Here is a 25,765-nt window from a genome sequence, read left to right as displayed (position 1 = left end):
AAAATAATAAAAAGTAAATGAAAGACCTGTTTAGTATTGAAAACAAAGTAGCAGTCATCACGGGGGCTTCAGGTGTTTTGGGAGGCAGCCTTGCCAAAAGTTTTATAGCAGCCGGCGCCAAAGTTGTTGCGCTGGGAAGAAACCAGGAAACATTGAATGCCCGGGTAAAAGAACTGACAGATTTGGGTGGGGATGCACTTGCTGTAGAAGCCAATGTGATGGATATTGAAAGCCTTGAAGCCGCTTCAGTGAAAATAAAGGAAAAGTATGGCCGTATTGATATTCTGCTCAATATAGCGGGTGGAAATATTCCGACGGCAACCTTATCTCCCGAACAGTCATTTTTTGATATGGATATGAAAGGATGGGCTGAGGTTACCGATCTCAATATCAACGGAACTGTTTATCCGAGCTATGTTTTCGGAAAAGCAATGGCAGAACAGGGGAGCGGCAACATTATTAATATTTCTTCAATGGCTGCCTATTCAGCGATTACGAGAGTAGCCGGATATTCTGCAGCCAAATCGGCAATTACCAATTTTACCCAATGGCTGGCCTCTGATCTGGCATTGAAATTCGGAGATAAAATACGGGTGAATGCTGTAGCTCCAGGATTTTTCATTGGTGATCAGAACCGGGCCATTCTTCTGAATCCCGACGGAAGCTTAACCGAGAGAAGTAAAAAAGTAATGGCCAAAACACCCATGCAGAGATTTGGAGAAGTAGAAGAACTGAATGGTGTTGTACAGTTTCTATGTTCAGATGCTGCAAGTTTCATTACAGGAGCACTGATTCCTGTCGACGGGGGTTTCAGCGCATTTAGCGGAGTATAAAATAATTTCTTCATATGCAGTGAGCAAAGCCTTAATGGTTTCATTCATGGCCCTGTTTTTAAAATAGACACCTAGGTGTTGTGAAAATCTTTGATTTTCATCTTATGTGAACTTTTTTGCAGAATTATTTTAAACTTTCTTAAGTGAGCTAAAGTGTTTTAAAATAAAGCTTTTGTGACTTTTGTGGTTTTGCAGAGTTTAAACAAGTTAATTAAAATCCAGAATTGTAAAAATAAATAATGAGTAATTCCATTAAAAATAAAGAAGTTTTCGGAGAAATGTTTCTGCTTGAATCAGCAAAGGCAGAGAATCTCTATTTTGGATATGCCAAAGATATGCCGGTGATTGATTATCACAATCATCTTGAGCCGGATGTTATTGCTGCCAATAAGAATTTCCTTTCTCCAACTGCTATCTGGCTGGATGGTGACCATTACAAATGGAGAGCCATGAGAAATTTTGGTATTGATGAACAGTTTATTTCCGGAAATGCTTCAGATCATGAAAAATTCATGAAATGGGCAGAAGTGGTGCCATATACTCTTCGAAATCCACTATTTCACTGGACTCATCTGGAGTTGAAAAATCCTTTTGGAATCAGTGAATATTTATCACCCAATAATGCAGATACTGTATATCATCAGATGAATGAAAGTCTGCAGACATCCGGCTTTTTACCACAATCCATCATTCAGAATTTTAAGGTAGAAGCGTTGTGCACTACAGATGATCCTGCTGATGATCTGGTTCATCACAAGGCTTTAAAAAACAGTGGATTTAGCACAGCCGTTCTTCCGGCTTTCCGTCCTGATACCTATATTAATATCATTAATTCTGAACAATATCTTACAGGAATCAAAAAGCTTGAAAAAGTCTGTGGATTTTCAATCACATCAGTCTCTGACCTGTTGAATGCACTTCAGTCCAGAATCAACTATTTTGCAGAAACAGGTGCAAAAGTGGCCGATCATGGCTTTGAATATTTCCCAGATGTTACAAAATGGAACTATAGCCTTGAAAAAGAGTTTTCCGAATTCTTAAAAGGTAATCTTTCAACTTTTTCTGATCCGGAAGCATTGTGTGGCTATATGCTGAAAGAGCTTTGCAAAATGTACGCAGAAAAAGGCTGGGTACAGCAGTTTCATGTAGGGGCAACCCGAAATAACAATTCAGAAATGTTCAGAAAAATGGGCGCTAATGCAGGATATGATGCTATTGGAGAACCCTATTATGCACAGAGATTGAGCATTTTGCTGGATGCACTGAATACAGAAGGAAAACTGACCAAAACAATTATATACAATCTGAATCCTGCATTCAATGAAGTTCTTGCAGCCCTTGCCGGAAATTTCAATGAAGGAGGAATCAAATCCAAAGTACACTTTGGAGCAGCCTGGTGGTTTCTCGATCAGCTCGACGGGATGACAAAACAAATGAACACGCTTTCCAATATTGGTCTGATCAGCACTTTTGTCGGTATGCTGACCGATTCCCGAAGCCTGTTATCATTCTCAAGACACGATTATTTCAGAAGGCTTTTGTGCAATCTGTTCGGAAATGAGATGGAAAGAGGTCTTCTGCCCGATGATGAAAAATGGGTAGGAAAGATCATCCAGGATATCTGTTATCACAATACGAAAAACTATTTTGAAATCTAATACCATGCAGGACTCGACGAAAATACTATGTTTTGGAGAATTGCTTCTCCACTTTGCACCGGATTCCGAAGGAAACTGGGTGAATGAGCAGTCTCTGAAAATGTATGTTGGCGGTGCTGAATATAATGTGGCTGCAGCGCTTTCCCAGTGGAAGAATCCTGTGAAATTATTATCAGCTTTACCGGAGAATTTCGTTGGAAATCAGCTGGAGTCCCAGCTTAACAATAAAGGAATAGAAGTCCTTGCAGAAAAAACTCAAGGGAGAATAGGAACATTTTACCTTTCTTCTGATGGAGATATGCAGAACGCTTCAGTGGTGTACGACCGCTTTCCGTCTGTTTTTACCCAATCGGATTTTGAAACTTTCAGTAATGATGAAATATTTTCAGAAGTAAAATGGTTGCATATCAGTACCATCACACCGGCCTTGAGTGACCATACATTCCGTAAATGTCTGCATATCATGAAAGAAGCCAGAACCAAAAATATTACAGTTTCTCTCGATCTGAATTACAGGGCATTGCTTTGGCAAAACCAGGATCCTCACAAAATTAAAGAGCTGATGCCTTTTGTGAATGTTCTTATGGGAAATATCTGGTCTGTTGAGCAGTTTCTGAATATTCCTGTTGAATATGAGCTTAACGGGAAATTTGATGATGAAAATCTTCTGAAACAGGCTGAAAAAACAGCGTTGGAAATCCGGAAACAATTCCCGTCTGTGGAAAAAATTGCAAATACCTTCCGCTTTACAAACGGCGAACAGGTCAATTATTTTGCCACCTTATTTACTGATGGGAAACTTTTGGCTGCAGAAAAATATAGTTCAGATAAAATCGAAGAAAGGGTAGGAAGCGGTGATTCTTTTATGGCCGCCTTAATTCATGGAATTTTAAAAGGAAATCCTGATCAGCAGATTCTTGAGGATGCGACAAAAGTTGCTTTTAAAAAGCTTTTCGTAAAAGGAGATACGATTGATGACAGCATTAATATCGAAAAATTATGAGTGAAATACTACAAAAAATACAAGATCAGAAAATAATTCCGCTATTCTATAACGAATCGTTTGAAGTCTCAGAAAAAATCGTAAAAGCTTTATACGAAGCAGGAATTCGTGTGATAGAATATACCAATCGAGGTCATCAGGCACTGGAAAATTTCACTAAGCTGAAAGAAATTTCCCGTACAGAATTTCCTGAACTTCTATTAGGAATTGGAACGGTGAAAAACATACAGGAAATGGCTGATTATGCTCATGCAAAAGCAGATTTCATCATTACACCTGTCATCAGTGAATCATTGGTAAAACATGCTCTCGAAAAAAATATCCTTCTGATTCCGGGCTGTTTTACCCCATCCGATATCAATATTGCCTATCAGAACGGTTTAAAACTGGTTAAGATATTTCCGGCAGACGCTTTAGGTAAAAACTATATCAAATCTATACAGCCTGTTTTCCCGGGAATGAATTTCATGCCCACCGGAGGGATCCATGCTGAATTTGAAGATATTATAGAATGGATTAATGGCGGAGCTGTAGCTGCGGGGTTGGGAAGTTCTCTTATCGGAAAGGATTTTAATGAAGAAGAACTGATTCTGAAAACAAGAAATTTATTACAACAACTTAATCATAACTAAATGCAGGCTCCTCAAAACCGCAATATAAGATGGTGGATGCTGTCACTCGTCTTCCTCGCCACTACGATCAATTATCTTGACCGTCAGGTAATGGGCTTGCTGAAACCTGTACTGGAAAAGGAATTCAGCTGGGACGAAAAAGATTACAGCTATATCGTCATGGCCTTTACTACGACTTATGCTATTGGTTATATGGCGATGGGAAGATTTATAGACAAGGTAGGAACCAAAATCGGGTATGCAGTTTCTCTTATTGTATGGAGCCTTGCCTCTATAGGACATGGTTTTGTGAAAAGTACCATTGGATTTATTATTGCGAGAAGCACACTGGGAATCAGTGAAGCAGGAAACTTTCCTGCTGCTATCAAATCAGTGGCTGAATGGTTTCCTAAAAAAGAAAGAGCGCTGGCAACAGGCATTTTCAATTCGGGTGCAACTGTAGGAGCTATTTTAGCGCCGCTATTAGTTCCTTTCATTCTTGGACATTACGGCTGGAGACAGACTTTTGTGTGGATCGGAGCTTTGGGTATGGTTTGGATTATCCTTTGGTGGAAATTCTATACTGTTCCGGAAAAAACAAAAAATCTCAGCAAGGAAGAATTGCAATACATAAAAAGTGATCAGAATGAAAAAACAGAAGAAAAAACCAAAATTCCTTTATCGGAATTACTCAAATATAAGGTAACGTGGTCATTTGCCATCGGCAAGATATTAACCGATCCTATCTGGTATTTTTTCATGTTCTGGCTGCCGGCGTATTTCTCGGATGTATTCAAAATGGATTTAACAAAACCATCGCTTCCGTTGATTATTATTTACAGCGGAACTACGATCGGAAGTATTGGCGGAGGCTATATTTCATCATTTCTGATTAAAAAAGGCTGGGCCATCGGAAGAGCCAGAAGCACTACGATGTTAGTGTTTGCATTAATGGTAGTTCCGGTCATGTTCTCAAAATATGTAGACAATATGTGGATGATCACAATCATCATTGCCTTTGCAACAGCTGCACACCAAGGTTGGGGAGCCAATCTTATGACCACGGTCGGAGATCATCTGCCTAATCATTATGTCAGTTCTGTAATAGGATTTGGTGGTATGCTTGGTTCAGCAGCAGGAATCATTTTTCCGCTTTTTATCGGAATCGTTCTCGATGCTTTTAAAAAATCAGGAAATATCAACGGAGGCTACAACATTATATTCTTCATAGCCGGAATATCCTATGTTACAGCCTGGGGATTGATTAAAATAATCAACCGCAAGAAAACCTTATAAAAACTATATATAATGATCTGTAATCGATTATAATAATAAAATATGAATTCCCATTGCTGAGTATAATGCCTTTGCGAACCTCAAAAGATAGTAGTTAAAAAACTTGCGGACTCAGCGTTAAAAGAACAATAACACCTATTCAAAAAATATACATTTTAAAAACTATAAAAAAGAATAACAATGAAACAGAATATAATGAACTTAGCTTTTTTCAGGAATAAAACGAATATACTTGCAGCAGCAGCTTTGCTATCAGTGACTTCTATTTCTGCACAGACATTCTCAGACTTCAACTACCGTGGAAACGATAAAATATATAATGACAACCCTCTTAAGCCGGACGAGTTCTATTCCCCGATTTTACAGGGCTGTTATCCCGATCCCAGCATTACCAGAAAGGGAGAAAATTACTATCTCGTAAACTCTTCATTTTCAATGTTTCCGGGAGTTCCTATTTTTACTTCTAAAGATCTGGTAAACTGGAAACAGGTAGGACATGTCCTGGACAGACCTTCGCAGCTTAAAGTTGAAAAATCAGGCGTTTCCCATGGAATTTATGCCCCGGATATCAAATACAATAAGCACAACGATACTTTTTATATGATTACTACCCAGTTTGCGGGTGGTATTGGAAATATGATCGTAAAAACAAAAAATCCGGCAAAAGGATGGAGCGAAGTTCAGAAACTGAATTTTGAAGGTATTGATCCGGCTATTTTCTTTGATGATGACGGGAAAGCATATATTGTTCATAACGATGCTCCGCCACAAGGTACCGAACAGTACAATGGTCACCGTGTTATTAAAATGTGGGACTATGATCTTGAAAAAGATCAGGTAGTTGCGGGCTCAGATAAAATTATTGTAAACGGAGGTGTGGATCTTTCCCAAAAGCCTATCTGGATTGAAGGTCCTCATATTTATAAAAAGAACGGTAAATATTACCTGATGTGTGCAGAAGGAGGAACCGGAGGGAACCACAGTGAAGTTATTTTTATGTCTGATTCTCCGAAAGGTCCTTACGTTCCGGCTGGTAATAACCCGATTCTGACACAGCGTTATTTCCCTAAAGACAGAAGAGAAAAGGTAGACTGGGCAGGCCATGCAGATTTGGTAGAAACACCGGATGGCCAATATTACGGAGTATTTCTGGCAATACGTCCCAACGAGAAAAATCGCGTTAACAAAGGTCGTGAAACATTTATTCTTCCGGTTGACTGGAGCGGAAAATATCCTGTTTTCCAAAATGGACTGGTTCCAATGAAACCAAAATTAAAGCTACCTTCAGGAACTCAGAATCAAAATGGACAAAACGGATTTTTTCCCAACGGAAACTTTACCTATGCTGATAAGCTGACGGATAAAAACCTTGACTACCGATGGATTGCCATGCGCGGACCTCGTGAAAGCTTTATTACAGTTACAAAAAACGGGGTCAAAGTAAACCCTTTTGTCACCAATATCAAAGCATTAGCTCCGGTTTCAGCATTGTTCCACAGATTACAGCATGAATCATTTGAAACCTCTGTGACCCTGGATTTTAAGCCTAAATCAGAAAAAGAGCTGGCAGGAATTACCTGTTATCAAAGTGAAACATTCAATTATGTTTTCGGAATCACAAAAAAAGATAAAGATTTCTACATCGTACTGGAAAGAACCGAAAAAGGAATATCAAAGCTAATTGCAAGCGAGAAAATATCATTATCCAAGCCAGTTAAATTACAGGTGGTTGCTGATAAAGATGAACATAGCTTTAATTACTCAATAGACGGTAAAAACTATAAAAATCTTGGAGGACCGGTTTCAGGAGATATATTGTCTACTGATGTTGCGGGAGGTTTTACAGGAAGCCTTATTGGGCTGTACAGCACCTCTTCCAATGATATCGTTCCGAATTAAGTCAGTATCAGCAATGTCACACTGAGCTTGTCGAAGTGTTTCCTTTTAAAATTGAAAAAAGTAAAACCAAACATCACTGTACATTTTGAAAATCAAAAAATCTTATATAGTTTCTTTATTGGGGTTTATCGGGCTGAATCTTCTTTCAGCCCAGGTAAATCCTTCCGGAAAACAAAGTACGGTATTTACAAACCCAATCATATGGGCAGATGCACCGGATTTATCCATTACCAGAAACGGAAACGATTTTTACCTGATCAGTACCACTATGCATTTAATGCCGGGAGCTCCGGTGATGCATTCAAGAGATCTGGTAAATTGGGAAATGTCCGGGTATGTTTTCGATACTTTGAATGGCAACCCGAAATATGATTTATTGAACGGAACCGTTTACGGAAGAGGTCAATGGGCTTCTTCAATCCGCTATCACAAAGGGAAATATTACGTTTTATTCTCTCCGAATGATGAACCTTTCAAATCCTATTTCTATGTGACTGATAATCCTGAAAAAGGAAACTGGAAACTGATCACAAGAACAAGGCATTTTCACGATGCTTCATTGTTTTTCGATGATGATGACAGAGTATATGTTTTCACTTCCAACAAAGTTTTTGAACTGAGTTCTGATTTTAAGCAGGTAATCGGAAATCAGGATGGAAGTGAGGTGTTTCAGAAAGATGCTTCGGAAACCGGACTTCTTGAAGGAAACCAGATCATCAAAAGAAACGGAAAATATTATATGATGATGATTTCCTGGCCGAAAAACGGGAAACGCCGTCAGGTCGTCTACAGAGCAGATAAAGTGACAGGTCCTTACGAGAAAAAAGTAATCCTGGAAGATAATTTTTTAGGGTTTTCCTACGCAGGTCAGGGCGCTTTGATAGATGATAAAAACGGAAACTGGTATTCTCTTATTTTTCAGGACAGAAATGGAGTAGGACGTGTTCCGCTGCTGCTTCCCGTACAATGGGAAAATGACTGGCCCGTATTGGGAGATAACGGAAAAGCTCCTTTGAAAGGTGAGGTTCCGCTTCCGCCATTCAAAGCCAAAAATCATCTGGTGGAAAGCGATGAATTCTCTGATAAAAAAATGAAAATCCAGTGGCAATGGAATCATAATCCTGTGAATGAAGCATGGTCTTTATCCGAAAGAAAAGGCTTTCTGAGACTGAAAACAAACAGAGTAGTAGACAATTTGTACGCAGCACCCAATACTTTGACCCAGAGAATGGAAGGCCCGACTTCTTCAGCAATTGTTGCAATGGATCTTAAAGGAATGAAAGATGGAGATGTGGCAGGTTTCAGTGCTTTCAACGGGGATTCCGGGATTTTATCAATAGTAATGGAAGGTAAAGAAAAATTCATTGTTTTTTCAACCAATGAAGTAAGCTTAGATAGTAAAACCAAAGCGATTACAGGAGTGAAAAAAGAAGAAAAAAAACGGATTCCTCTCAATTCGGATAAGATTTTCCTCCGGATTGATGCCAATTTTAACCTTGGGAAAGATCTTGCAGATTTTTATTACAGCACCGATCAGAAGAACTGGACGGAAATGGCAAAAGATTACAAAATGATCTTCGATTACCGGAGATTTTTTATGGGATCAAAATTCGCTGTTTTTAATTATGCTACTAAAAATACCGGAGGTTTCGTAGATGTAGATTTCTTCAGAGTCAATAAAGCCAGAGAATGAAAAATAACAAAAATTAGCAGGGAAAAGTCTGCCATAAACAGATAAATAAAATAAGTATTCAGATGTTTAAACTGTATTAAACCACAAAAGTCACAGAAGCTTTTATTTTAAAAACACTTGAGTTCACTTAAGTAAGTTTGAAATGGTTCCGCAGAAAGTTCATATAAGATGAAAATCAAAGATTTTCTCAATACTTAGGTGTACTTATTATGCATAAAGATTGTCTCTAAAAAAACTTAAGTGTTAAACCTTTTGTGGTTTAAAATAATCAGTATAAAACTTTAAACAGCTTGGATATTATTTTTTTATCTGAAATAATAAGTGTTAAAACTACAAATAAAAAATCATGAATAAATCAGTTGTATTAGCATTAGGTTTCATGCTGTCAGGAGTTTTTATTTCTGCACAGGTTTTTGATAAAAAAGTACCCCAGGATTTTGATACTGAGAAAAAAGAAATTCCACACGGAAAAATTGATACCATACAGTATTCTTCAGAAACGGTTGGTACTATCCGCAAAGCTTTGATATATACACCTCCCGGATATAAAAAAGACACTCAATATCCTGTTTTATATCTGCTACACGGTATTGGCGGAGATGAAAAAGAGTGGTTTAAAAATGGAACTCCACAAATTATTCTAGATAATCTGTATGCCAAAAGAAAACTTTCTCCCATGATCGTTGTACTTCCCAACGGCCGGGCGATGAAGGACGACAGGGCAACCGGAGACATCATGGCAAAGGATAAAGTAGAAGCTTTTGCAACCTTTGAAAAAGATCTCCTGAATGATTTGATTCCCTTTGTAGAAAAAAAATACCCGGTTAAAAAAGACCGAAATAACAGAGCTATTGCCGGACTTTCCATGGGAGGCGGACAGACCCTGAATTTCGGACTGGAAAATATCGACAAGTTCGCATGGGTGGGAGCCTTTTCCGCAGCCCCAAATACCAAAGAACCTCAACTTCTTCTTCCGGATCCATCCAAAGCTAAAGAATTAAAACTTCTCTGGATCTCATGCGGAGATCAGGACAGACTAATGCCTTTCAGCAAAAGAACAAGCGACTATCTTACAGAAAATAATGTTCCGCATATTTTTTATGTAGAACCGGGCGGTCACGATTTCAAAGTATGGAAGAATGATCTGTATCTGTTTTCGCAGCTGCTTTTCAAACCTGTAAACCATGAAGATCTTAACCTTATTCTAAAGTCAGAATAAATATGAGGCTGAAGTTTTAAATTCAAATTTACGATTCTATGAATATCCGAACAATATCTATAAGTTTCATTGCTCTGATAGGTTTATTTTCGATGGGATTTGCCCAGAATCCTATTGTTCAGACCAATTATACCGCAGATCCAGCACCAATGGTTTATAATAACAGGCTGTATGTGTATACCACCCACGATGAAGATGATTCTACCTGGTTTACCATGAACGATTGGAAAGTATATTCCACCAATGATATGGTGAACTGGACAGACCATGGGACAATTCTCTCATATAAAGACTTCGACTGGGCAAAGCGTGATGCCTGGGCCGCACAATGTGTAGAAAGAAACGGAAAGTTTTTTATCTATGTTCCGATGTGGTCCAAAACCAATAACAAAGGTGCCATTGGTGTTGCCGTTGGCGATAGTCCGTTTGGGCCTTTTCATGATCCGCTGGGAAAACCTCTTGTTCAGAGCGAATGGGGAGATATTGATCCCACGGTCTTTGTGGATGATGACGGACAGGCACATATGTATTGGGGAAATCCCAAGCTTAAATATGTAAAACTCAATGAGGATATGATTTCCTATTCTGGAAATATTGTAGAAGTTCCGATGACCGAAGAATCATTTGGCAAAAGGGATGGAAAACCCAATCCGGAAAGACCTTCAAAATATGAAGAAGGGCCATGGCTGTACAAAAGGAAAAACCTGTATTATCTTTTCTGGCCGGGTGGTCCGCTTCCTGAATTCATAGGCTATTCTACAGGTAAGACAGCACAGGGACCCTGGAAATATGGAGGAATTGTAATGCCTACGGAAGGGAAATCATTCACCAATCATCCAGGTGTTATTGATTTTCGGGGGAAAACCTATTTCTTTTATCACAATGGTGCATTGCCTGGCGGAAGCGGTTTTACAAGATCGGTAAGCCTGGAAGAACTTACCTTCAATAAAGACGGTTCTATTTCACCGTTTAAAATGACTAACGGAATTACAAAAGCTATTGCAACAGTTAATCCTTATTCGTTCAATCAGGCAGAAATGATTGCCTGGTCAGAAAATGTAAAATCCTATCAGAATAAAGAAGCTGGTGTTTTCATCAAAGCAAAGAAAAATGGGGCTTATACCAGTGTAAAGAATGTGGATTTCCGGAAAAAAGGAGCTTCTGGTTTCTCTGCCAGGGTGGGAACTACCCATAACAGTGATGTAACAATGACTATTCATCTGGATGCTGTGAACGGTCCGGTTGCCGCAACAGTAAGGGTTCCGCTGACGGGTGGAGATGACCGCTGGGAAACCGTAAAAGTTCAGCTTACTGAAAAGATTACCGGCATTCATGATCTGTATTTTGTATTCCATGGAAAAGCCTCAACAGACATTATGTATTTCGATTACTGGACTTTTCTTGAAAATAATGAGTTATGAGAAAAAAAGTTTTATATATTGTATTCAGCCTGTTTCTGATCAGCAAAAGCTTTGCGCAAGTAGCAGAAATTTCAAGTCCTGATGGAGATCTGAAGCTTCATGTTTTTTCAGAAGACGGAAAAGCCTTATATGATGTGATCCTTCAGGGAAAAACAATGCTTGAAAAATCCCCGTTGGGCTTAGTAACCAACGAGTCTGATTTTTCAAAGAATCTGAAATTTATCGACAGCAAAAAAGATATCGTTTCTAAAAAATACACGAACAAAAAAATCAAAAAATATGAGGTTAATTATAATGCGAATACTTTAACTGTTAATTTCACTAATGCAGACCAGCATCAGATCGTTGTTGAATTTCAGGTAAGTAACAATAATATTACTTTCCGCTATAATATTCCACCGATGAAAGATCGGTTAAGCGCCATCGTTAAGTCAGAAACTACAGGTTATAGATTCCCGTCACAAAGCACTACTTTTCTTTCACCAATGATGAAACCTATGACAGGTTTTGCCCGCACGGCACCAAGCTATGAAAGTGGTTATAAAGCAGATGCTGAACTGGGAATACCATCTGATTACGGGTATGTTTTCCCTGGTCTGTTTCATATCGGAAACGAGGCTTGGGTATTGCTTTCAGAAACAGGAGTGAACAGTACGTATTGTGCTTCTCATCTTGAAAACACAGCAGAAAAAAGTCTTTATAAAGTAGCCTATCCGAATATCGCAGAAAATAATGGTTTCGGAAGTACCGGAGCAGCAATTTCACTTCCCGGAAAAACACCGTGGAGAACAATTACACTGGGCAGTTCTTTGAAACCCATCGTAGAGACTACCATTCCTTTTGATGTGGTAGATGCCATGTATGAGCCTTCACAGGAGTATCAGTTCGGGAAATCCACCTGGAGTTGGATTCTGTGGCAGGACAAAAGTATGAACTATGATGATCAGGTAAAATTCATAGACCTTGCCGCTGCGCTGAAATATCAGTTTATTCTTATGGATGCACTTTGGGATAAAAACATAGGCAAAGACCGCATGAGAGAGCTTATTCAATATGCAAAATCGAAAAATGTCGGGGTATTGCTTTGGTACAATTCCAACGGAGCAGCCAATGACGCACCGATGGGGCCAAGAAATAAAATGAGTTCATCCGTTGAACGGAAAAAAGAAATGAAGTGGCTGAAAGATGTTGGTGTAAAAGGACTCAAAGTGGATTTCTTCGGAGGAGACAAACAGGAAACCATGCGTCTTTACGAAGATATTCTGTCGGATGCCAATGATTACGGATTAACCATTATTTTTCACGGAGCCACAGTACCAAGAGGCTGGGAAGTAATGTACCCGAATTACGCAGGTAGTGAAGCTGTTCTTGCCTCAGAAATGCTCTATTTCTCAGAAGATGTCCGTAAGCAGGAAGCTTTTTTTGCCACACTTCATCCTTTTATCAGAAATACCGTGGGAAGCATGGAATTCGGAGGAACTTTTCTCAATACATATTTAACGGAATCTAACAGGGATAAAAATAAAAGGCATACCACCGACAGCTTTCAGCTGGCTACAGCAGTACTGTTTCAGAATCCGGTTCAGATGTTTGGTATGATGCCCAATAACCTGACCGATACCCCGGACTTTCAGCTGAGCTTTATGAAAGAAGTTCCGACCCTTTGGGATGAAACGGTTTTCATAGACGGCTATCCCGGGAAATATGCTGTGTTAGCGAGAAGGCATCAGAATCAATGGTATGTAGCTGGTGTAAATGCTGAAAAACAACCTCAAAAGCTGAAAATAAAGCTTCCGATGTTTGCCGGGAAAACAGTCAGATTGATTAATGACGATGCAAAAGGAAACTCATCAGAGAAAGAAGTGAAAATGAATGCTAAAGGAGATTTTACCATTGAAATGCAGCCACAAGGAGGTTTTGTACTGAAAAATTAAAGAAGTAGACCTTATAGGTTTGGATTGAGTAAAAGAGACTACAAAGTTTTTGAAATTAAAAAACAGATTATGAATCATTTGAAAAAAATTGTCCTTGTGGTATTATTTGGATTTTGTATGCAGATTCATGCTGCAGAACCGTTTATCAGCCCTGAGAAAAGTCCCGGAAATATCATTTTAAAGGAAAAAGCAATCAACCTTTCGATTTTTACCAGCTCCGGAACAGATCAGGGGATTATGAGAGCGGTGAAAAATCTGCAGACAGATTTTCAGAAAGTGACAGGAGAGCAGCCTGTGATTCTTAACCGTATTTCAGGATTGCAGTCGCCTTTACTTATTATTGGAACTGTTGGGACAAAATCAGCTATTGATGATCTGATCAGGCAAAAAAAACTTGATGGTAGGGGATTAATCGGAAAAAGAGAAAAATATATCATTCAGAATGTCAGCAATCCTTTTCCAGGCGTTTCTGAGGCTATTGTGATTGCAGGAAGTGATAAAAGGGGAACCATTTACGGGATTTATGAAATGTCTCAGCAAATAGGTGTTTCACCATGGTATTACTGGGCAGATGTTCCGGTTGAGAAAAAAGAAAATTTATATTTCAAAAAAGGAATCTATACAGATGGTGAGCCTGCTGTAGAATACCGAGGAATTTTCCTTAATGATGAGGAACCTTCACTCGGAGGCTGGGCAAGAGCTACATTTGGCGGAGTAAACAGCAAGTTTTACGAAAAAGTTTTTGAACTGATCCTTCGCCTTAAAGGAAATTACATCTGGCCGGCAATGTGGGGAAAAGCATTCTATGACGATGATGCTCTGAGCGGGCCGTTAGCGAATGAAATGGGTATTGTTATGGGGACTTCGCACCATGAGCCTATGGCTTTGGCACAGACCGACTGGCACAGGTATATCAAAAAAAATAACCTCCCGAATGTCTGGGATTACGCTAAAAATGCAGAAGTACTGCAAAAATTCTGGAAATCCGGACTCGAAAGAAGCAAAAACTGGGAAAAGCTCGTTACAGTGGGAATGCGGGGTGACGGTGACGAAGCGATGGGAGAGGGAACCAATATTTCCCTGCTGGAGAAAATTGTAAAAGATCAGCGTAAAATCATTGTAGATGTTACGGGGAAAAAAGCAGAGAAAACACCTCAGGTCTGGGCATTGTATAAAGAAGTTCAGGATTATTATGATAAAGGAATGCGGGTTCCGGATGATGTGATCCTGCTGTTCTGTGATGATAACTGGGGAAATGTAAGAAAGCTTCCGGACCTTTCAAAACCTTTGCATAAAGGAGGATATGGAATCTATTACCACTTCGATTATGTGGGCGGACCGAGAAACTCCAAATGGATCAACATAAGTCCCATCCAGAGAGTCTGGGAACAGATGAATCTTTCTTATGAACATAAGGTAGATAAGCTTTGGGTTGTGAATGTGGGAGATTTAAAACCTATGGAATTTCCGATTAGTTTTTTTCTGGAAATGGCCTGGAATCCAAAGCAGTTTAATACCAAAAACCTTTTGGAATATACTGAAAAATGGGCTGCTCAGCAGTTTGGAGAAAAACATGCAAAAGAAATTGCGAGGATGATTAATCTTTATGCCAAATACAACAGGAGAGTAACCCCTGAAACCCTTGACAGCAAAACGTACAGCCTTGAAAATTATCATGAATTTGAAGTTGTTTTAAATGATTACAGGGCTCTGGCAGTAGAAGCCTTACGATTAAAAGAACAGATTCCTGCTGAATACCAGGATGCCTATTATCAGTTGGTTTTGTATCCGATTGACGCATGCAGTAATTTATATGAAATGTACTATGCGGTAGCAAAAAACAGAGAACTGGCAGCGAAAAAAGATCCGGAAGCCAATTTCTACGCAGATAAAGTGAAAGTATGCTTTGAAAGAAACGCTTATCTGGATAAGCAATACAATAATGTGATTGCCGGAGGAAAATGGAAGCATATGATGGATCAGATGAGGATAGGATATAAAAGCTGGGCAGACGGAAAAGAAAATATAATGCCTGAAGTAATCTATGTTTCTGACGCTGAGGTTTCCAAAGAAAATGTATTTCAGGAGAAAAACGGATATGTTTCCATTGAGGCAGAAAATTTTGCAAGAATGAGCAATTCCGACCGAATCCACTGGGAAGTGATTCCTGATTTCGGAAAAACAAAATCCGGGGTGACCACATTTCCACAAAATGCCTATCCTAAAGCTGAAGAAAATATCTGGCTGGAATATGAGATTAATTTTGAATCCAAAGGTGAGTTTGAGGTTGAACTTCTTTTAGCTCCTACTTTAAATTTTAACCACAATAAAGGTCTCCGTTATGAGATTTCTTTTGACAACGAAACTCCACAGGTTGTCAACTTCAATGGTCATTATAAAGGAGAATTGGGGAGATGGCAGTCTGGACATATCATTAAATCCGTTACCAAACATTCAATTCTGCAGGCAGGAAAACACACATTACGCTTCAAAGTGCTGGAGCCTGGCATTGTCCTGGAAAAACTCCTGATCAATACCGGAGGGTTAAAACCTTCTTACCTGGGCGCTCCCGAAAGCGAAATGCTTCACTAGTGCAAGGTACTTATCACAAACAATACTTTAACCATGAAACATTCATATTCCAAGCCGGATTCTGATAGTTATTGAAATTAACTGTCTCACCGGGAACACACAAAATCACAAAATATTTAAACCAAAACATTATGAAAAAAATTTTAAGTCTTGTTACCATTCATTCTATCGCTCTGTTTTGCAGTCTGATGCTGCAGGGACAGCTTACTACGGTAAAAATTGACAAGAATACTGCTTATCAGAAAATTAGAGGGTTTGGAGGATTTGTCTGCAGTCCACAGTTTGCCTATAACCATATGTCTACATCAGAAATTCAAACGCTTTGGGGTGCTTCCAGTGAAGGCGGTTATAACATTATGAGATTATATATTCCCGAGAACAGCAGTAACTGGAGTTCCGTACTGGCTACAGCACAGCTCGCCAAATCTATGGGGCTTACTATTTTTGCTTCACCGTGGACAATGCCCGCAGCCTGGAAAACCAATAACCATGTAAATGCTGTCTATACCGATGCCAATGGAGTACAGCAGATTGGATATTTAAAGCCGGAAAATTACCAAGATTATGCGCTTTATCTTAACAGTTTTGTCACCTATCTTCAAAATAATGGGGTAGATCTTGATTATATTTCTATTCAAAATGAGCCGGATGAAATGGCTCAGTATCAGGGATGTATCTGGACGCCTGCACAGATTACTAATTTTATCAAAAATTACGGACAACTCATCAACTGCAAAGTGATTGCTCCGGAAAGTGTAGGATTTACGGATAATTTTGCCAGTGCTTTGCTGGATCCTATTGCAATGGCCAATTTTGAAGTATACGGAGGACATCAGTATGGTCTTATTCAGTCTACCTATAAACAATTCCAGAATTATAACAAAGAAATCTGGCAGACAGAATATCTGATCAACTGGAACTCTTCAGCCACCCAGCCGGCCCGGGATTTCAGCTGGAATACAGATGCTTTTACTTTCGCAAGCAGTGTCAACAATGCATTATTAGGGAATATCAATGCATGGATCCATTACTCTGCCAAAAGGTATTATGGGTTAATGGGTGACGGAACTTACGGAACTGCAGCAGGAGTAATGACCAAAAGAGGCTATATCCTTTCACATTATGCCAAATATACAATAGGGAAAACGAGAATAGAAGCCAAATGGGATGACAAAACCGGTGTTTTACAAGGCTCATCCTATATTTCCCAGGATGGGAATCAGGTGGTTCTTATGGTCATTAATCCTTCTCAGAACACGTATAGTTTAAAGGTAGATCTGCCTTTTTACACGACTTCAGGAACAAAAGTTCTTACCAATATGCAATCCAATATGGTAAGCACACCGATTTCAATCGGTACGGCAACATTCAGGCCTACAGCTGATATCAGTCCTTCCAGTGTCATGACTTTTGTTTTTAATAAAAGCGGTGACAGACCTGCTTCTCTGATGACAGGCGGCGATATTCATTATAATAAAATTGAAACCCAGACTGCTACCAGTACAGCCTTTGGTACAGGATTCAATATAAGTAATACAACCGTAACATTCTCCAATCCAAGCCCTCTTATCAGCAATAATATGACTGCGGCTAACGGATATCTTCAGCTTAATGATAGGTATAATAAGCTAATCCTGCATGTAAACAGCTATACAACAGCAGGACAAAGCTATTCAGACAATACAACGTTATATTATATCAATAGCCAGGGTGTAACGAAATCGTATAATTATGGAAAGATTAATTTTCCCCAGGGAGGAAATTTTGATATCACATTCGATATTTCCAGACAGGTTCTTACAGATGGATGCAAAGGAATTTTAGGATTGAGAAATTCCAACTACAGCTCTGTGCTGACTCTTAATCTCGGTGATGTCTATTTTAATGTGGGAAATGAAATTGCTTCTAAATTCGGAGGAACTTATTCCGCAAGTGACAGTTATCTGATGGATGCCCTTGAAAATGGCTATTACACTTCTGTAGATTTCAGAAATACATCAGGAGTTACTTCCTCCAATAACTGGCAGCCTATGAGTACTAATACCAACAGCATTTATTATGTAAATTCGAATGTAAGCTCATCTGCCAATAATGTGATTGCAGGTACAACTTGTTCAAATCTTGTCCTTTCCGGTCAGAACACGGATTTTCAGGTACCTTTTAATTTTACTGCCAATACCGCTTCTTACAGCCGTACTTTTAATGGTTATGACGTATTGATCTTACCATTTCAGGCTAATATACCATCCGGAGTTACTGCCTATATGATGTCTCCCGATGCCAGTAATATCAACTGTACCACAATTTCAAACGGAATCATTCCTGCAAATACTCCGGTAATCATCAATGCAACAGGAAATATTACGTTCAACGGTTCAGGAAATGTTTCCACACCCAAAGCAATCACGTTCAATCAGATAAACGGAGTCTATCAGAGTATCAAAGTTCCGGCTAATGCTTATGTGCTGAAAACAGAAAACGGAGTAACAGGTTTCTATAAAGTAACAGCCGGAAGTGAGCCTTCAATAGGTTCTTTCAAAGCATATCTTACAGAAGAGAATACCTATTCTTCCAACGTTCTTCCTTTAAATTTCGGATCATTAATCACCAGAAATATTTCTATGGAAACTAAAAAAGAGGGTGTAAAAATATATCCTAATCCTGTAAAAACAGATCTTTTCATTGATTCTGATTTTTCAGAAGCTGCTGCCACCATTTTTGATGCAAAAGCAAGCGTCATCAGATCCGGACTGAAAATAAACCAGGGAAAAAACCAGATTAATATGGGAGATTTCCCGGCTGGCATTTACTTTATTGAGGTTACTCATAAAAATAATACGGTGGTAAAACAAAAATTTGTCAAAGAGTAAATGGAATCCAAAGCCATCATAAGCTATTGTTATGATGGCTTTATCAATATCCATACAAATGATGAAATAAAAATGAAGATTGAAACAGAGAAGCATAAAAAAAATACATACAGTCATCTTTGAAAATGTGTGAAATCTGTGGTTAGAAAATGATTAACCGCAAAAGCCACAAGAGTTTTTTAGGACTTTATTGAAACCATACTATTTATGAAAAGAATTGTATTAACCCTATGTGCAATACTGGCAGTGCCTTTATTGTTCGCGCAAGATCATTATAGATACCCTTTCAGGAACCCGGATCTTCCGGTGAATGAAAGAATAGAAAACCTTCTTAGTTTACTGACAACAGAAGAAAAAATAGGAATGATGATGGATAATTCCCAGGCAGTTCCCCGTTTGGAAATCCCTGCTTATGGATGGTGGAATGAAGCACTGCATGGAGTGGCAAGAGCAGGAACAGCTACTGTTTTCCCTCAGGCGATCGGGATGGCAGCCACATGGGATGTTCCGGAACATTTTAAAACTTTTGAAATGATTTCTGATGAAGCACGGGCGAAATACAACAGGTCTTTTGATGATGCTCAAAAAACAGGACGATACGAAGGGCTCACCTTCTGGACCCCTAATATCAATATTTTCCGTGACCCAAGATGGGGAAGAGGCCAGGAAACCTATGGTGAAGACCCTTATCTTACCTCTGTTCTTGGTGTTGCTGCAGTAAAAGGTTTGCAGGGAAACGACCCGAAATTTTTTAAAACCCATGCCTGTGCCAAACATTTTGCAGTACACAGCGGACCGGAATGGAACCGCCATTCCTACAATGCAGAAATCTCAAAAAGAGATCTGTATGAGACATATCTTCCCGCTTTCAAAGCATTGGTTCAGGAAGGAAATGTAAGAGAAGTAATGTGTGCATATAATGCTTTTGATGGCCAGCCATGCTGTGCAAACAATACTTTGCTTACTGAAATTCTCCGTGGAAAATGGAAGTATGACGGAATGGTGGTCTCAGACTGCTGGGCACTGGCCGATTTTTTTCAAAAAAAATACCATGGCACCCATCCTGATGAAAAAACAACCGCTGCAGATGCCCTGAAACATTCTACAGATCTTGAATGCGGAGATACTTATAACAATTTAACCAAATCCCTTGCAAGTGGACTGATTACCGAAAAAGATATCGATACATCGATGCGCAGAATCCTGAAAGGATGGTTGGAACTGGGAATGCTTGATCCGAAATCTTCCGTTCACTGGAATACCATTCCATATTCTGTAGTAGATTCTGAAGAACATAAAAAGCAGGCACTGAAAATGGCACAAAAATCAATTGTGCTGATGAAAAACGAAAAAAATATTCTGCCTCTCAGCAGAAGTATTAAAAAAATTGCAGTCGTAGGCCCGAATGCTGATGACGGATTGATGCAGCTGGGAAATTATAACGGAACGCCTTCTTCCATTGTAACGATTTTAGACGGAATCAAAACCAAATTCCCGAAGGCTGAAATCATCTACGAAAAAGGAAGTGAAGTAACAGATCCTTCGTCCAGAACGTCACTCTATCAGAATTTCATCAGTCAGAAAAACGGCGCGAAAGGAATGAAAGTAGAGTTCTTCAATAACAATGAATTCAAAGGCCAGCCGGCCAATACTTCCATAAACTCAACTGCCATCAGCTACAACAGCTTTGGAGGAACCCAACTTGCACCCAATGTAGGAAGAGAAAATACCTCAGCGATCATTTCAGGGGTTTTCAAAAGTACTTATACAGGAGATGTTATATTTTCTGCGTCTACCTCTGATATCTATACACTTTTCGTGGACGGAAAAGAAATCGCCATTAGAAAAGGACCGGATGCAAGGCATCCTTCAGAGTTTCCTGTAAAAATGGAAAAAGGAAAAGAATATCAGATAGAACTGCGTCATACACAAAAAGGAAAATATGTGAGCATAGCCTTTGAAGTGTACAGAAAAGACCCTGTTAATTTTGCTTCGGTGAGAGAAAAGGTGAAAAAAGCAGACGTCATTGTCTTTGCAGGCGGACTTTCTCCAAGCCTGGAAGGTGAAGAGATGATGGTGAATGCAGAAGGCTTTAAAGGAGGTGACAAAACTTCGATTGCCCTTCCTAAAGTCCAGAGGGATCTGTTGGCGGAGCTTAGGAAAACCGGAAAACCTGTTGTCTTTGTTCTTTGCACCGGAAGCGCGCTGGGATTGGAACAGGATGATAAAAATTACGATGCCTTGTTGAACGCCTGGTATGGCGGACAATCCGGAGGAACTGCTGTGGCAGATGTTTTGGCAGGGGATTATAATCCTTCCGGAAAATTACCCATTACTTTTTATAAAAATCTGGAACAACTGGACAACGCTCTTTCAAAGGCAAGCAAGTACGAGGGATTTGAAAATTATGATATGCAGGGAAGGACGTACCGTTATATGACGGAAAAACCTCTTTATCCATTCGGGCATGGCTTGAGCTATTCAAAATTTGTTTATGGAGATTCAAAACTGAGTAAAAATACAATCGGTACTAAAGAAAATGTAACGATCACCATTCCGATAACCAATGCTTCAGAAAGGGATGGCGAAGAAGTGGTTCAAGTCTATATCAAAAGAAATAATGATGACCAGGCGCCGGTAAAATCGTTAAGGGCTTTTGAAAGAACTTTCATTAAATCCAAAGAAACAAAAAATATTCAGCTGACCCTTTCCAAAGATTCATTTGCCTTCTATGACGAAAAAACAGATGATCTGGTTTCAAAACCTGGCGACTATACCGTTTTTTATGGCGGAACTTCTGATGATGCAGGGTTGAAAAGTATTCCGTTAAAAGTAAAATAAAACTGATCCGGAACAATTGGAAACCCCTATAGTAGCTTTCAAAATATATGATCTATGACAACAAAAAATAAAATATTTCCCATCGCAATTTCCCTCAGTGCTGCTTTTTTTTCGGCTCAGAATAATACGGTCCGTACTTTTAATCTGGATCTGAAAGAAACCTCTGCACCTGTTAAAATACAACCTACCATGTACGGGATTTTCTTTGAAGACATCAATTTTGCAGCAGACGGCGGATTGTATGCTGAACTCATTAAAAACCGGAGCTTTGAATTTGATGAACCTTTCACAGGATGGAAACAACCCAATACAAAAACGCTTTCCCCCAATCTTGATTCCGGGTTTCTGACCATTTATTCCGACCCTGCCAAAACCAATAAAAATTACGCAAGAATTACCGTTCTGAATGATAAAAATTATATTCTCGAAAATGAAGGATTCAGAGGAATAGGCCTTCATCAGGGAGAACAATATGATTTCAGCTTTAATCTGGAGAATGTTTCTGGAAATATTGCTGCAGTAAATGCAAGTCTTGTTGATGAAAACGGTAAGGAAATTTCTTCAGTTTCCACACTCATCAAAGGAAAGGGATGGCAGAAGTATACAGCCGTTTTCAAAGCATCGCAAACCATTGAAAAAGCAAAACTTCGGATCACATTTACAGGAAATGGTATTGTGAACATGGATATGATTTCTCTTTTCCCACAGGATACCTGGAAAAGCAGAAAAGGAGGATTACGAAAAGATCTCGTTCAGAAGTTATATGATTTGCAGCCCGGATTTTTGAGATTTCCGGGAGGCTGTATTGTAGAAGGAAGAACATTGGCGGAACGCTATCAGTGGAAAAAAACAATAGAAAATGTTGCAGACCGCGAATATCTCATCAATAAATGGAGTACAGGATTTCCGCACAGGCTTACACCGGATTACGGACAGTCTTTCGGACTAGGATTTTTTGAATATTTCCAGCTTTCAGAGGATCTGGGGGCAGAACCCGTTCCTATTTTGAGTTGTGGTATGGCTTGCCAGTTCAATACCGCAGAACTGGTGAAAATGGAAAATCTCGATCCTTATGTTCAGGATGCTCTGGACCTTATTGAATTTGCCAACGGAGATTCCGGTACAAAATGGGGTAGAGTCCGCACTGAAATGGGACATCCAAAACCTTTTGATTTAAAATTTATCGGAGTGGGAAATGAGCAGTGGGGAGCAGATTATATCGAACGTTATAAAGTATTTGAAAAAGAGATTCATGAAAAATATCCTGATATTAAAATCATATCAGGAAGCGGACCATCACCCGATGGCGAGTTCTTTGAATATGGCTGGAAAGAGTTGAAACAGCTTAATGCACAGATTGTAGATGAACATTATTACAACTCACCCGAATGGTTTATGAAAAATGCCGGAAGATATGACGAATATGACCGTTCCGGACCAAAAGTTTTTGCCGGAGAATATGCAGCCCAATCTATAGGAGTGGTAAAGCCAGATAATAAAAATAACTGGCTGACCGCCCTTTCAGAAGCCGCTTTTATGACTGGTCTTGAAAGAAATGCAGATGTTGTGTATATGACTTCCTACGCACCGCTTTTTGCCCATGCTGATGGCTGGCAGTGGACGCCCGATCTCATCTGGTTTAATAACCTGAAATCTTATGCAACCCCGAATTATTATGTTCAGAAATTATTCTCGAACAATAAAGGAACGGACGTACTGAAAATAGAAAGCAACGGAAAAGCGGTATCCGGGCAGGAAAAATTATATGCTACCGCAGTGAGGGATGCTAAAAATAATGAGATCATTATTAAAATGGTTAATACTGATAATCATGCTAAAACGGTTAGTGTCAATTCTGGAATTCTGAAAATGGGTAAGAAAATAACTAAGATCCTTCTGTCTGCACCACAGCTTTCTACTGAAAATAATTTCGATGCTGAACCCATAAAACCTAAAGAGGAGATTTCTGAAACCAAAAATGGGGAAATTTCAACGGAAATCCCGGCTAATTCTTTAGTGGTTTTAAAGGTGAAAGCGATTTAATAAACTGTAATACATGTGCTTATAAAAAATAAGTGTGTTTTTTACATTTATTTAAAATAGAATCTTATATTTGTTTTTATCTCATCAGGAGAATTGAAATCTCAACAATCAAAAACGTTTTACAACCATGAAAAAATATGTTATCGGGCTGGACTATGGCACAGATTCCGTACGGGCGGTTCTTAGCGATACAGAAAACGGATCTGAAATAACTTCTTCAGTCAGCTATTATCAGAGATGGAAAGAAGGTAGATTTTGTAATCCCTCAGCAAATAGTTTCAGGCAGCATCCTTCAGATCATATGGAAGGTCTGGAGAAGACTATTTCAGAAGTAGTAAGAGAAAGCGGGATACCACCTGAGCACATCGTTAGTATTTGTATTGATACCACAGGCTCTTCACCGTTACCTGTAAATAGTGATGGTATTGCCTTAGCACTGGTTCCCGGATTTGAAGAAAATCCCAATGCCATGATGATTTTATGGAAAGACCATACCGCTATCCCGGAAGCCGAAGAAATCAACACTCTTGCAAGAACATGGGGTGGTGAAGATTATACAAAATTTGAAGGTGGAATCTACTCTTCAGAATGGTTTTGGGCGAAAATATTACACATCAATAGAATAGACGAAGAGGTAAAGAATACTGCTTTTACCTGGATGGAACATTGTGATTATCTTACCTATCTTTTATCAGATCATAAAGATCTTACCACCTTTAAAAGAAGCCGTTGTGCAGCAGGTCACAAAGCAATGTGGCACCAGTCATGGGATGGCCTGCCTTCTGAAGAATTTCTTAACAGGCTTGACCCTTCTCTGGGAGAGCTTAGAAGAAGATTATACAGGGAAACCTATACTTCAGATGAAATTGCAGGCTATCTGAATGAAGAATGGGCGGCAAAAACAGGTCTTTCCACCAAAACGATTATTGCCGTAGGAACTTTTGATGCCCACTCAGGAGCTGTGGGAGCAAAAGTGGAAGAAAATACGCTCATCAGGATCATGGGAACTTCTACCTGTGATATTATGGTGGCCTCACGGGAAGCCATTGGGGATAGAACCGTAAAGGGAATCTGCGGACAGGTTGACGGCTCCGTAATTCCTGGCTTGATAGGGCTTGAAGCAGGGCAATCCGCCTTTGGAGATGTTTTAGCATGGTATAAAGATATTCTGATGTGGCCTGTTCAACAGGTTATGATGTATTCCGAAAGTATTTCAGACGCACAGAAGGCAAAGCTCGTTGCTGAAATGGAGACCGGACTTATCAGGAAATTAACTCTTGAAGCAGAAAAAATTCCTCTTTCAGACAGTGTTCCGATTGCATTAGACTGGATCAATGGAAGAAGAACACCGGATGCAGATCAGGAGCTTAAAGCGGCCATCAGCCAGCTTTCTTTGGGAACAAAAGCACCTCATATTTTCAAAGCTTTGGTGAATGCTATTTGCTTTGGAGCTAAAAAAATTGTTGACCGTTTTGAAGAGGAAGGTGTGAAAATCAATAAAGTGATCGGGATCGGAGGAGTAGCAAGGAAATCGCCGTTTATCATGCAGACACTAGCTAATGTCCTGGATATGCCGATTGTTGTTGCTGCTTCGGACCAGACTCCCGCGTTAGGGGCTGCTATTTATGCTGCCGTATCAGCAGGAATTTATCCTACCATTCAGGAAGCAAGCATGAAAATGGGCTCTGCATTTGAAGCAGAATACCAACCCAAAGCTGAAGAAGTACAGCATTACAGAGAATTAATGCAGCAATACCAGAAACTGGCTGATTTTGTAGAATACAATACCAAATTGAAAAATAGCAGGAAAGAACTTCAGAACTCCTGAATATTAACCTTTTGAATGATACTC

Annotated in this window: 15 protein-coding genes; all 15 read left to right on the top strand. The window is 39.4% G+C overall.

Going from position 1 to position 25,765, the window contains the following annotated elements:
- Positions 1 to 17 precede the first annotated feature (17 nt).
- The 15 genes from ODR02_RS09480 to ODR02_RS09410 all read left to right on the top strand — a co-directional run bounded on the left by ODR02_RS09480 (position 18) and on the right by ODR02_RS09410 (position 25,741).
- Positions 18 to 833: an SDR family oxidoreductase gene (locus ODR02_RS09480; protein ID WP_309512273.1), complete on the top strand. Its 816-nt coding sequence runs from the start codon at positions 18 to 20 to the stop codon at positions 831 to 833.
- A 239-nt stretch (positions 834 to 1,072) separates the two neighbouring features.
- The gene (gene uxaC / locus ODR02_RS09475; protein WP_309512272.1) at positions 1,073 to 2,491 is read left to right on the top strand and encodes a glucuronate isomerase; all 1,419 of its coding nucleotides are present in this window, start codon (positions 1,073 to 1,075) and stop codon (positions 2,489 to 2,491) included.
- A gap of 4 nt (positions 2,492 to 2,495) precedes the next feature.
- Positions 2,496 to 3,494 (top strand): sugar kinase, encoded by a 999-nt coding sequence (locus ODR02_RS09470; RefSeq protein ID WP_309512271.1) that lies wholly within the window; start codon positions 2,496 to 2,498, stop codon positions 3,492 to 3,494.
- Complete coding sequence (locus ODR02_RS09465; protein WP_309512270.1) at positions 3,491 to 4,126, top strand: bifunctional 4-hydroxy-2-oxoglutarate aldolase/2-dehydro-3-deoxy-phosphogluconate aldolase; 636 nt, start codon at positions 3,491 to 3,493, stop codon at positions 4,124 to 4,126. Before ODR02_RS09470 ends, ODR02_RS09465 begins: the two co-directional genes overlap by 4 nt.
- Positions 4,127 to 5,401 carry an MFS transporter gene (locus ODR02_RS09460; RefSeq protein WP_309512269.1) on the top strand — a complete coding sequence of 425 codons (1,275 nt, stop codon included), beginning with the start codon at positions 4,127 to 4,129 and terminating at the stop codon, positions 5,399 to 5,401.
- Positions 5,402 to 5,581: 180 nt separating this feature from the next.
- A complete protein-coding gene (locus tag ODR02_RS09455; protein ID WP_309512268.1) occupies positions 5,582 to 7,300 on the top strand; it encodes a glycoside hydrolase family 43 protein in 1,719 nt (572 codons plus the stop codon).
- Between the two features lie 85 nt (positions 7,301 to 7,385).
- Positions 7,386 to 8,993 carry a glycoside hydrolase family 43 protein gene (locus tag ODR02_RS09450; RefSeq protein WP_309512267.1) on the top strand — a complete coding sequence of 536 codons (1,608 nt, stop codon included), beginning with the start codon at positions 7,386 to 7,388 and terminating at the stop codon, positions 8,991 to 8,993.
- A 346-nt stretch (positions 8,994 to 9,339) separates the two neighbouring features.
- On the top strand, positions 9,340 to 10,212 hold the full coding sequence (locus ODR02_RS09445; protein WP_309512266.1) for an alpha/beta hydrolase: 873 nt from the start codon (positions 9,340 to 9,342) through the stop codon (positions 10,210 to 10,212).
- Between the two features lie 38 nt (positions 10,213 to 10,250).
- Positions 10,251 to 11,633, top strand: coding sequence for a glycoside hydrolase family 43 protein (locus ODR02_RS09440; protein ID WP_309512265.1), 1,383 nt, complete (start codon positions 10,251 to 10,253; stop codon positions 11,631 to 11,633).
- Entirely contained in the window at positions 11,630 to 13,567 is a 1,938-nt protein-coding gene (locus ODR02_RS09435) for a glycoside hydrolase family 97 protein (RefSeq protein ID WP_309512264.1), read from the top strand. The genes ODR02_RS09440 and ODR02_RS09435 overlap by 4 nt, the downstream gene beginning before the upstream one ends.
- A 69-nt stretch (positions 13,568 to 13,636) precedes the next feature.
- The gene (locus ODR02_RS09430; protein WP_309512263.1) at positions 13,637 to 16,159 is read left to right on the top strand and encodes a glycosyl hydrolase 115 family protein; all 2,523 of its coding nucleotides are present in this window, start codon (positions 13,637 to 13,639) and stop codon (positions 16,157 to 16,159) included.
- 131 nt (positions 16,160 to 16,290) lie between these two features.
- Positions 16,291 to 19,029, top strand: a complete 2,739-nt coding sequence (locus ODR02_RS09425) for a T9SS type A sorting domain-containing protein (protein ID WP_309512262.1) — start codon at positions 16,291 to 16,293, stop codon at positions 19,027 to 19,029.
- Positions 19,030 to 19,236: 207 nt separating this feature from the next.
- A complete protein-coding gene (locus ODR02_RS09420; protein ID WP_309512261.1) occupies positions 19,237 to 21,870 on the top strand; it encodes a glycoside hydrolase family 3 C-terminal domain-containing protein in 2,634 nt (877 codons plus the stop codon).
- Positions 21,871 to 21,924: 54 nt separating this feature from the next.
- Positions 21,925 to 23,913 (top strand): alpha-L-arabinofuranosidase C-terminal domain-containing protein, encoded by a 1,989-nt coding sequence (locus ODR02_RS09415; protein WP_309512260.1) that lies wholly within the window; start codon positions 21,925 to 21,927, stop codon positions 23,911 to 23,913.
- Between the two features lie 127 nt (positions 23,914 to 24,040).
- A complete protein-coding gene (locus ODR02_RS09410; protein WP_309512259.1) occupies positions 24,041 to 25,741 on the top strand; it encodes a ribulokinase in 1,701 nt (566 codons plus the stop codon).
- Positions 25,742 to 25,765: the final 24 nt, after the last annotated feature.

It is taken from the genome of Chryseobacterium sp. CFS2 (genome assembly GCF_036543225.1).
Taxonomy (GTDB): domain Bacteria; phylum Bacteroidota; class Bacteroidia; order Flavobacteriales; family Weeksellaceae; genus Chryseobacterium; species Chryseobacterium culicis_A.
The sequence above is the reverse complement of the archived record's forward strand: the minus strand, read 5'-3'. Positions and strand labels throughout refer to the sequence as shown.

Coding starts and splice junctions, on each gene's coding strand:
- ODR02_RS09415 (WP_309512260.1), top strand. CDS start 21,925: ATGACAACAAAAAATAAAATATTTCCCATCGCAATTTCCCTCAGTGCT.
- ODR02_RS09465 (WP_309512270.1), top strand. CDS start 3,491: ATGAGTGAAATACTACAAAAAATACAAGATCAGAAAATAATTCCGCTA.
- ODR02_RS09425 (WP_309512262.1), top strand. CDS start 16,291: ATGAAAAAAATTTTAAGTCTTGTTACCATTCATTCTATCGCTCTGTTT.
- uxaC (WP_309512272.1), top strand. CDS start 1,073: ATGAGTAATTCCATTAAAAATAAAGAAGTTTTCGGAGAAATGTTTCTG.
- ODR02_RS09440 (WP_309512265.1), top strand. CDS start 10,251: ATGAATATCCGAACAATATCTATAAGTTTCATTGCTCTGATAGGTTTA.
- ODR02_RS09410 (WP_309512259.1), top strand. CDS start 24,041: ATGAAAAAATATGTTATCGGGCTGGACTATGGCACAGATTCCGTACGG.
- ODR02_RS09460 (WP_309512269.1), top strand. CDS start 4,127: ATGCAGGCTCCTCAAAACCGCAATATAAGATGGTGGATGCTGTCACTC.
- ODR02_RS09480 (WP_309512273.1), top strand. CDS start 18: ATGAAAGACCTGTTTAGTATTGAAAACAAAGTAGCAGTCATCACGGGG.
- ODR02_RS09445 (WP_309512266.1), top strand. CDS start 9,340: ATGAATAAATCAGTTGTATTAGCATTAGGTTTCATGCTGTCAGGAGTT.
- ODR02_RS09470 (WP_309512271.1), top strand. CDS start 2,496: ATGCAGGACTCGACGAAAATACTATGTTTTGGAGAATTGCTTCTCCAC.
- ODR02_RS09420 (WP_309512261.1), top strand. CDS start 19,237: ATGAAAAGAATTGTATTAACCCTATGTGCAATACTGGCAGTGCCTTTA.
- ODR02_RS09455 (WP_309512268.1), top strand. CDS start 5,582: ATGAAACAGAATATAATGAACTTAGCTTTTTTCAGGAATAAAACGAAT.
- ODR02_RS09435 (WP_309512264.1), top strand. CDS start 11,630: ATGAGAAAAAAAGTTTTATATATTGTATTCAGCCTGTTTCTGATCAGC.
- ODR02_RS09430 (WP_309512263.1), top strand. CDS start 13,637: ATGAATCATTTGAAAAAAATTGTCCTTGTGGTATTATTTGGATTTTGT.